8 protein-coding genes are annotated in these 6,887 nt (G+C 38.8%); 4 read left to right on the plus strand and 4 right to left on the minus strand.

What is annotated here, in order from left to right:
• The first annotated feature begins 247 nt into the window (after positions 1-247).
• Positions 248-400 (plus strand): hypothetical protein, encoded by a 153-nt coding sequence (locus tag ACRCJ0_RS08100; RefSeq protein ID WP_431387797.1) that lies wholly within the window; start codon positions 248-250, stop codon positions 398-400.
• Positions 401-492: 92 nt separating this feature from the next.
• Here ACRCJ0_RS08100 and ACRCJ0_RS08105 read toward each other — a convergent pair whose 3' ends face one another.
• Positions 493-1,302, minus strand: coding sequence for an HAD family hydrolase (locus ACRCJ0_RS08105; protein WP_419971404.1), 810 nt, complete (start codon positions 1,300-1,302; stop codon positions 493-495).
• Positions 1,303-1,473: 171 nt separating this feature from the next.
• Here ACRCJ0_RS08105 and ACRCJ0_RS08110 point away from each other — a divergent pair, with 171 nt between their 5' ends.
• Positions 1,474-1,866 carry a YccF domain-containing protein gene (locus tag ACRCJ0_RS08110; protein ID WP_059348787.1) on the plus strand — a complete coding sequence of 131 codons (393 nt, stop codon included), beginning with the start codon at positions 1,474-1,476 and terminating at the stop codon, positions 1,864-1,866.
• Between the two features lie 49 nt (positions 1,867-1,915).
• Here ACRCJ0_RS08110 and ybaK read toward each other — a convergent pair whose 3' ends face one another.
• Positions 1,916-2,398 carry a Cys-tRNA(Pro) deacylase gene (ybaK, locus tag ACRCJ0_RS08115; RefSeq protein ID WP_419971405.1) on the minus strand — a complete coding sequence of 161 codons (483 nt, stop codon included), beginning with the start codon at positions 2,396-2,398 and terminating at the stop codon, positions 1,916-1,918.
• Positions 2,399-2,656: 258 nt separating this feature from the next.
• On the opposite strand from ybaK, the gene ACRCJ0_RS08120 reads away from it, so the two are divergent.
• Positions 2,657-4,843: an ABC transporter substrate-binding protein/permease gene (locus ACRCJ0_RS08120; protein WP_431390128.1), complete on the plus strand. Its 2,187-nt coding sequence runs from the start codon at positions 2,657-2,659 to the stop codon at positions 4,841-4,843.
• A 94-nt stretch (positions 4,844-4,937) separates the two neighbouring features.
• Here ACRCJ0_RS08120 and ACRCJ0_RS08125 read toward each other — a convergent pair whose 3' ends face one another.
• Entirely contained in the window at positions 4,938-5,897 is a 960-nt protein-coding gene (locus ACRCJ0_RS08125) for a 2-hydroxyacid dehydrogenase (protein ID WP_431390129.1), read from the minus strand.
• Between the two features lie 133 nt (positions 5,898-6,030).
• Between ACRCJ0_RS08125 and ACRCJ0_RS08130 the strand changes: the two genes are divergently transcribed.
• A complete protein-coding gene (locus tag ACRCJ0_RS08130; RefSeq protein WP_378104578.1) occupies positions 6,031-6,306 on the plus strand; it encodes a DUF503 domain-containing protein in 276 nt (91 codons plus the stop codon).
• A gap of 4 nt (positions 6,307-6,310) precedes the next feature.
• Here the strand turns inward: ACRCJ0_RS08130 and ACRCJ0_RS08135 are convergent, their stop codons facing one another.
• Positions 6,311-6,754, minus strand: a complete 444-nt coding sequence (locus ACRCJ0_RS08135; RefSeq protein WP_431387440.1) for a YaiI/YqxD family protein — start codon at positions 6,752-6,754, stop codon at positions 6,311-6,313.
• Between the last annotated feature and the right edge of the window lie 133 nt (positions 6,755-6,887).

Raw genomic sequence — 6,887 nt, forward strand, 5'->3', positions numbered from 1 at the left:
CATCACTTCTGAAGTCTGGAATGACGGCATTTATAAAGCCTGTGAACAATTAGGCTTGTTTGATTAATATTTAAAAAAGGGCAATCACCAGCTTACTACGTTTTTTTCTATAGAAGGGAAGGCTAGCTTAAGTGGGGATTGTTTTTTTTATGCGTAAAATGGGTATCAGGGGACTTGGGCTGGATTCCGCTATATACTATAAGTGTTTAAAGATACTTTACAGTCAGTTTCAAAAAGGAGCGGTTGGATGGTTCAAGTTGTCCCGTATTTGATTTTTGCCCGTTCAAAAGAAGTGCTGAATTTTTATGAAAAATTAGGTGCCAAAGTAACAGAATGGTCAAAAATCTTCGGGAGGTTTAAAGGCTCTTACGTCATTTCGTGGATGTTTTCAGGTGAATAAGGAAGAACGAAATAGAGGAAAAAACACAGAAAATGGCTGACCGAGTGAGGTTCAACTGCTTTCTGTGTTTTTGTTTTATGGTTATTTTATTTTTATAGGTTACCGTCTAACAAGTCTTGAATGACCTTTGAGACACCTAGATCGTTATTAGATGGGGCAATAAAATTAGCTTGTGCTTTAATGTCGTCATGGGCATTTTCCATGGCATATGAATATTTTACTGCAGCCAACATTTCAATGTCATTATAGTTGTCACCAAAAGCCATCATTTGGTCAGTGGCAATATTGAGTAAGTTGCTCAATTGGTACATGGCTTGGCCTTTATCGATATTTTTGTTCATAATATCAATCCATTCTTTACCAGATGTTGTGGCAGAGAATTGTTTGTTTAAAGCAGGTCCGTAAATGTCTGCATATTGGTCAACAGCATCGTTATTCGGTGTATAAACGGTAAACTTGTTGGCAACAGCATCTACTGACGCAAAGTCGTCAAAATAATAAATATTTGTATAGAAAGTCCGGTAGACTTGGTCATACTGGTCATGGGCCTTTGGAATATAGGCAGCGTCTAGGGCGCACAAGATAGGGATGCCTGCAGCTTCATTTTGCTTAAGGGTAAAGGCCATCAATTTGCGGTAGTCATCTGGTTCGATGATCGAATTAAATAATTGTTCCCCTTGTTTGGTAATGGCCGCACCATTATCAGAAACGAAAATCAAATCGTCTTCAATATGGCTGAACATATCTACCAGAGTATAAAGTGGTCGTCCGGATGCGATGGCCACCTGGATACCTTTTTCTTTTAAGTCGTGTACTTGATCAGTAAAGTTTTCAGGGAGCTGTCCTTTGTCATTTAAAAGGGTGTGGTCCATATCAATGGCAATTAATTTAATATCTGTCATGTAAATCCTCCAATTGGTATTTTTTTACTAGCGAGCTTTTGTAGACTGTTATATAGCGCTTACACTTACTTTTAAATTAAAATTACATCGTAAGACGGATGGCTAGTAAACTTATCTATGCTATATTATAACCATAAACTATTGAAAACGAAAATGAAAGGATGAACGCCCATGGGTTGTTTAGGAAATTTAATTTGGATGATCTTTGGTGGTATTATTTCTGCCATCTCTTGGTTCTTTATTGGCTGTTTATGGTGCCTAACGATTATTGGTATTCCTCTAGGCCTACAATGTTTCAAAATTGCCAAATTATCATTAATGCCATTTGGTAAGGACGTTGTCCGTGAAGAAAGTGGCTTTGGGAGCTTGCTATGGAATATCCTTTGGTTAATCTTTGGTGGTCTAGAATTAGCAGCCATGCACCTATTTATGGGGGTTATTTTAGCCATTACCATTATCGGTATCCCATTCGCCAAACAGCATTTTAAACTAGCCTTACTATCCCTAGTGCCATTTGGTGCGCGAATTGTACCGTCAAATACACTTTACATGGATATAAGATAGTAGAATAAATATAGGGAAAAACTAGCTGGGTTCCTCTTGGCTAGTTTTTTTAGGCCAGAATGTCGGCAAAATCTAATTCTGCAATCACTTTTTCCAGATCATTTACGGGTGCTTCAACTAGGAAACCGCGTTTTCCGGCTGAAAAAATAATCGTCTCATAATTTTGAGCGGTGGCATCGATAACAGTTGGGAATGCCTTCTTCATGCCAATTGGAGAACACCCACCGTGAATGTAGCCAGTTAACGGTTCAAGATCTTTCTGGGCAATCATATGAATATTCTTTTCGCCAACGGCAGCAGCAGCCAACTTTAGGTTTAACTCATGGTTAACAGGGACTAGGAAGACATAATGGTTTTTCGATTTTCCGTGTGTGACTAGCGTTTTAAATTGTTGGTCTGGATTAATGCCAAGGACTTCAGCAACTTCTTCACTGGAATGTGGCGTGAAATCTTCAGGAAGGGTCATCTCTGTATAGGAAATTTTTTGTTGATCTAATTTACGGATTACATTGGTTTTTTTAGCTTTTGCCATAATTCAACATCACTTTCTTTTTTATTTTCAACTTTCAATTTAATCCTATTTTACACATTTATGTTTATTTTGTGAAAAAAAGCGATCGCCTATAATAAAAGGGGACGTGTGAGTAAATAGACAGATTTCAACTACATATGTGATAAAATCTAACATTTTGCGTGATATTTCCTTTTCTTTTTTGAAAATTTCAAGGTATACTTGTAACTATCTTGTGAAAGCATTAAAACCATATAAAGAAAGAAGTGAGGGAAAGACATGATGAAGCATAAAAAGCTATCATTTTCCGTATTTATTGTAAGTTTACTTACGCTATTATTTTCAATCGCACCTGGCAAAGTTGAGGCAACTGAAACAGGTAATGGCGAAACTTATATTATTGCAACCGATACAACTTTTGCACCTTTTGAATTCGTAGATGATTCAGGTGAATTTGTTGGGATCGATGTAGATATCTTAGCAGCAATCGCTGAAGACCAGGGATTTGATTATGAATTACGTTCATTAGGTTTCGACGCAGCTGTTCAAGCTGTTGAAACTGGTCAAGCGGATGCTGTAATCGCGGGTATGTCGATTACAGAAGAACGTCAACAAACTTTTGATTTCTCAGACCCATATTATGAATCAGGTACTGCCTTTGCAGTCCTAGACGATTCTGAATACCAATCTTTAGAAGATTTAGAAGGTCAATCTGTTGCTGTTAAAACGGGTACTCAAGGGGCAACAATTGCAGCCGATTTAGCGGACCAATACGGTTTTACAGTGAATACTTTCGATGACTCGCCAAACATGTACCAAGATGTTATTTCTGGTAACTCAGCGGCAGCGGTAGAAGATTATCCAGTAATGGGTTACGCGATCGAATCAGGTGGTTTAAACCTACGATTTATTGGTGACAATTTTGAAGAAGCGCCATATGGTTTTGCCGTATTAGGTGGTCAAAATGCTGAATTACTAGAAATGTTCAACGCTGGTCTTGAAAACATCAAGGCATCAGGCGAATATGATGAAATTTTAGCTGAATATGGTGCTGGCCAAGAAGATACATCTTCTTCAACAGAAACACCAGCAGCTGGTTCAGGTGAAACTTACACAGTTGCAACAGATACAACTTTTGCACCATTTGAATTCGTTGACGAAAATGGTGACTTCACTGGGATCGATGTTGAACTATTAGATGCCATTGCAGCTAACCAAGGTTTCAACTACGAGTTAAAATCATTAGGGTTTGATGCGGCTGTTCAAGCTGTTGAGACTCAACAAGCGGATGCGGTTATCGCTGGTATGTCGATTACAGAAGAACGTCAGCAAACTTTTGATTTCTCAGAACCATATTTTGATTCAGGGACAACATTCGCTGTTTTAGCGGATTCAGATATTGAATCATATGAAGACTTAGAAGGACAAAATGTTGCCGTTAAAACTGGTACGCAAGGGGCAACAATTGCCCAATCAATGGCCGGCGAATACGGTTTTACCGTAACGACATTTGATGACTCTTCTAATATGTATCAAGATGTTATTTCTGGTAACTCAGCGGCAGCGGTAGAAGATTATCCAGTAATGGCTTACGCGATTAACTCTGGTGGTTTGAACCTTAAAATTATTGGTGACCAATTAGAGCCAGTATCTTATGGGTTTGCTGTTTTAGCTGGTGAAAACCAAGAATTACTACAAATGTTCAATGACGGACTAGCAGCTATTCAAGAATCTGGTGAGTACGACGAAATCGTTGATAAATACTTAGGTGATTCTGAAGAAGGCGAAACAAGCTCTTCTAACGGCTTCATAACTCAATTAGCTAACAACTTCCCAGCCTTATTATCAGGTTTAGGAACAACTGTTTACTTAGCTATCGTATCATTAGTAATTGCGACAATCTTAGGTATTTTCTTAGGATTGATGCGTACAAGTGGTAACGTTGTGCTATCAGGAATTGCGACAGTATATATTGACATCATGCGTGGGTTACCACTAATTGTAATGTCATTCTTCATCTACTTCGGTATTCCGCAAATGTTTAACATTACCATTTCAAGTAACTTGGCGGGTATCTTAACCCTTTCACTTAATGCAGCAGCCTATATGGGTGAAATTGTTCGTGGTGGTATCCAAGCCATCGATACTGGTCAAACAGAAGCAGCTCGAAGTCTAGGTTTAACAAACGGTCAAACAATGCGTCACATCATCTTGCCTCAGGCAGTAAAAGTGATGGTACCGTCATTCATTAACCAGTTCGTTATTACCTTGAAAGATACGTCAATCCTATCCGTAATTGGTATCGTAGAATTGACGCAAACTGGTCGTATCATCATCGCCCGTACTTACCAATCAGGTAGCATGTGGTTGATTGTTGGTTTGATGTACATCATCATCATTACGATTCTAACGAAGCTTTCAAACTATATTGAAAAACGTTATGTAGGTTCAAGAACTACACGCTAATAAATAAACGCTTTTCATACGAAAAATCCAGGCACCTTTAACCGGGCAGCCTGGATTTTTTTGTTATTTGAATATCGATTTAAGTTTATAGAAACTAGGCTTCTTGAACGATATTTTGTGGTTTACCATCGATAAATGCTTGTGTGTTTTCAAAAGCGATTTGCGCTCTTAATTCCATGGCTTCATCAGATAAGAAACCAACATGTGGTGTCAAAATAGCATTCTTAGCCGATAATAACGGGTAGTCAGCAGGCAATGGCGGTTCGCCGTCAAAGACGTCAATCCCAGCGCCTGCTATTTTACCATCATTTAATAAGTCAGCTAAGGCTGCATCATCAATAATCGGCCCGCGGGCAACGTTAATAATCACAGCTGATTCTTTCATCAAGCTTAATTTGTCTTTATTTAATAAGTTTTTTGTTTCATCATTTAAAGGCAAATGAACTGAAACAATATCTGCCCTTTGCAATAATTCATCCAGTTCAACTAATTCTACGCCTAAGTCTTTGGCTTCCTGCTTTTCAGACCGGTTGTATCCGATTAAATTAGCGCCAAAAGCTTTGAATAATTTGGCCGTTTCAAGTCCGATATGACCAGTACCGACAATACCAACCGTTTTTCCTTTGATTTCACGACCTTGGAAGGGACCAGGGAAGTTTACATTACGAATATCTTGGTTACCCTTTGTGATGGCGCGGAATAGGTCTAAAGTCAAACCTAAAGCCAATTCAGCAACCGCTGTTGTTGCATAACCAGATGCATTTGCGATGGCGATCCCTTTATCCTTACTGGCTTTGCTGTCAACATGGTCGAAACCAGTAAAGGCAACATTGATAAATTTTGTATTTTCTAAACGCTCAATCACTTCAGCCGGGTATGGATTGTTAGCAATCATCACAATATCCGCATCCTTAGACCGTTCATAAAGTTTGTTTGGATCAGTCGTTTTGTCAGGGTAATAGGTAAATTCATGACCCGCGTCAATCAGCGGTTGGGCCAATTCGTTAATGCGGGCTTCTGGTACGCGTAATGGTTCTAGTAAAGCAATCTTCATGGAATCTTCCTTTCAACATTTAATTATACAATCGATTCTTACTTTCACTATAAGGCATAAAGGCTTTTAATTCAAACAGTTGACACCCGGAAATAGTATGAGAAAATTTAGGAAAAAGGGGTAGGTGTGTGACATGATTTTACTAGGATTGGAAATTACATTTACATTTGCTAGCGATTCGCTGAAAGACAAACGCCAAATCCTACAAAGTATGATGAAAAAAGTATCCGCCAAATACGGGGTTTCAGTTGCAGAAACAGGAGACCAAGACGTCATCAACCAGGCTATTCTTGGCATTGGTATTGTGTCAAATTCATACAGCTTTGCGGAAAAGATGCTCAATCAAGCTGTTGACTTTTGTGAAGCCAATTATCCAATTGAAGTCATCCAACAAGATTGGTATGAATAGCTTTTTAGAGGCGGTCTTGAATAATCTTGTCTAGGGCTTTAATAAAATGTTGACGGTCTTCTGCAGTAAAGGGTTTAGGACCCTTCGTCCGCATCTTGGCCTTCCGCATCTGTTGACTTTCATACCGCTGGCGGAGCAGTTGGTCGATATTCATGTCGGTATAAATCATGCCAGAGTGGTGGATGACCGTCGCTTTTGCCAGAGCTAATGACGCTAGACCGTAATCTTGGGTGACCACAATATCTCCGGCACTGATCATGGATAAGATTTTAAAATCGGCCGAGTCTGCACCTCTTTCCACATAGACAGTTTCCACATGGTCAGCGACTGGCTTTTTTGAAAAATGGTCAATCGAGGTTACTAAAACGACTGGTAAATCATATTTTTTCGCCAATTGAATAGTTTCTTGTTTAGTGGAACTACCGTCACCGTCGATAAAGATTTTCATCAAAACATCCTTTCTATCATTAACTAATGGGAAAATAAAAAGTATAATATAGTGTATACAAAATAATGTGCAATTAAGGTGTAAAATCACCAGTAAATAAGGAAGTGGCAGTATGGCTTACAATAGAAGATCA

The sequence above is a fragment of the Aerococcus sp. L_32 genome, from assembly GCF_050689315.1.

Bases quoted from the DNA above. Each gene is read 5' to 3' on its own strand.
- ACRCJ0_RS08100 (WP_431387797.1), top strand. From the start codon at position 248: ATGGTTCAAGTTGTCCCGTATTTGATTTTTGCCCGTTCAAAAGAAGTG.
- ACRCJ0_RS08105 (WP_419971404.1), bottom strand. From the start codon at position 1,302: ATGACAGATATTAAATTAATTGCCATTGATATGGACCACACCCTTTTA.
- ACRCJ0_RS08110 (WP_059348787.1), top strand. From the start codon at position 1,474: ATGGGTTGTTTAGGAAATTTAATTTGGATGATCTTTGGTGGTATTATT.
- ybaK (WP_419971405.1), bottom strand. From the start codon at position 2,398: ATGGCAAAAGCTAAAAAAACCAATGTAATCCGTAAATTAGATCAACAA.
- ACRCJ0_RS08120 (WP_431390128.1), top strand. From the start codon at position 2,657: ATGATGAAGCATAAAAAGCTATCATTTTCCGTATTTATTGTAAGTTTA.
- ACRCJ0_RS08125 (WP_431390129.1), bottom strand. From the start codon at position 5,897: ATGAAGATTGCTTTACTAGAACCATTACGCGTACCAGAAGCCCGCATT.
- ACRCJ0_RS08130 (WP_378104578.1), top strand. From the start codon at position 6,031: ATGATTTTACTAGGATTGGAAATTACATTTACATTTGCTAGCGATTCG.
- ACRCJ0_RS08135 (WP_431387440.1), bottom strand. From the start codon at position 6,754: ATGAAAATCTTTATCGACGGTGACGGTAGTTCCACTAAACAAGAAACT.